The 1,521-nt window shown below is 78.0% G+C and carries 1 protein-coding gene and 1 pseudogene; both read left to right on the top strand.

Annotation, left to right across the window (positions count from 1 at the left end; all coding sequences use genetic code 11):
• The first annotated feature begins 30 nt into the window (after positions 1-30).
• Entirely contained in the window at positions 31-1,314 is a 1,284-nt protein-coding gene (locus AC2CJA_RS26615) for an exopolysaccharide biosynthesis polyprenyl glycosylphosphotransferase (protein WP_484605205.1), read from the top strand.
• 1 nt (position 1,315) lies between these two features.
• A pseudogene (locus tag AC2CJA_RS26610) lies at positions 1,316-1,521 on the top strand (hypothetical protein); the annotation flags it as partial.

Here is a 1,521-nt window from a genome sequence, read left to right as displayed (position 1 = left end):
GGCGGAGGCGGGGGGGCCCTCACGGCCGCGGTGCTGTGTGCCGCGCTGCTGGCCGTCCTGGTGCCGCTCAACGCCCGCGCCGGCCTCTACCGCATCGCCCTGGCGCCGACCGCGCTCGGCGAGCTGCCCGCCCTGCTCGGCCGTACGGCCGCCGCCTGGTGCGCGGCCGCCGCGCTCACGGCCGCGGTCCGGGAGGCGGGGGCCCCGGGTCTGACGGTCCTGGCGGCCGCGGTGGCCGCCCACACGGTGCTGGCCTGCACCGCCCGCGGCGCCGTCCACCTGGCGCGCCGCCGTGCCGGACGCCGCAGACCGCGCTCCGCCCTGGTCATCGGCGCCGGAGAGGCGGGGCGGCGGGTCACCGCCGCCCTGTACGAGCACCCCGAGTACGGGATGCGCCCGGTCGGGGTGGTCGAGCCGGGAGGGGAACCGGCCGACGCGGCACTGGCCGAGGGAGTCTCGGTGCCGGTGCTCACCGGACGCGAGGACATCGTCCGCGCCGTCATCCAGAACGCCGTCCGCGACGCGGTGTTCACCCGCGACCCCGGACCGGACCCGGACGCCGTGGCGCTCGTGCGGCTCTTCACGGACCTGGACTGCACCGTGTGGGTGGTCGGCACGACCTCCCCGGCCGCGCACCCGGCCGCCGCCGTCCCCCGCACCCGCGGTGCCGGAGGCCCGGCCGAGCACCTGTGGGGCTTCCCCTGCCGCCGCCTGGACCCCGGGCCCCGCCGCCGTGCCGGACTGCGCGGCAAGCGGGCCCTGGACGTCACGGTCGCCGCCGTGGCGCTGGTGGCCGCGGCCCCGGTGCTGCTGGCCTGCGCGCTCGCCGTCCGGGTCGCCGACGGCCCCGGCGTGATCTTCCGCCAGGAGCGGATCGGGCTGGGCGGGCGCCCGTTCACCGTCCTGAAGTTCCGCACCCTGCGCCCCCGTGACGAGCACGAGTCGGCGACGCGCTGGAACGTGGCCGACGACCGCCGGATGAGCACGGTCGGACATGTGCTGCGCCGCACCTCGCTCGACGAGCTGCCCCAGCTGTGGAACGTGCTGCGCGGCGACATGAGCCTGGTCGGACCGCGTCCCGAACGCCCCTACTTCGTCCAGCACTTCAGCCGGCTCCACCCCGGCTACGCGGCCCGCCACCGGATGCCCGCCGGGATCACCGGACTGGCCCAGGTGCACGGACTGCGCGGCGACACCTCCATCGAGGACCGGGCGCGGTTCGACAACCACTACGTCGAGACCTGGTCACTGTGGCAGGACGTCTCGATCCTGCTGCGCACCGCGGGCTCCGTCCTCCGGCTCGGAGGCAGCTGAGGTGAGGACGGCCACCGCGGCCGGTGCGCAGCCCGCGGAGCCGGTAGGGACGGCGCAGCCCCCGTGGATCCCGGCCCCCGGGGCCCGCGGGGGCGGTCTCCCGGAGGCCGCGGCCGCACACCGGCCGGTCCTGCCCGCGCTCGCCACCGTCCTGCTGGTGTGCGTGCCCGCGTACCGCGACCCCGGCGGGGGCGGCGGGGCGGGTCC

The organism is Streptomyces sp. ATLC9 (assembly GCF_057196705.1).
This window is presented reverse-complemented; position numbering and strand designations above follow the sequence as displayed.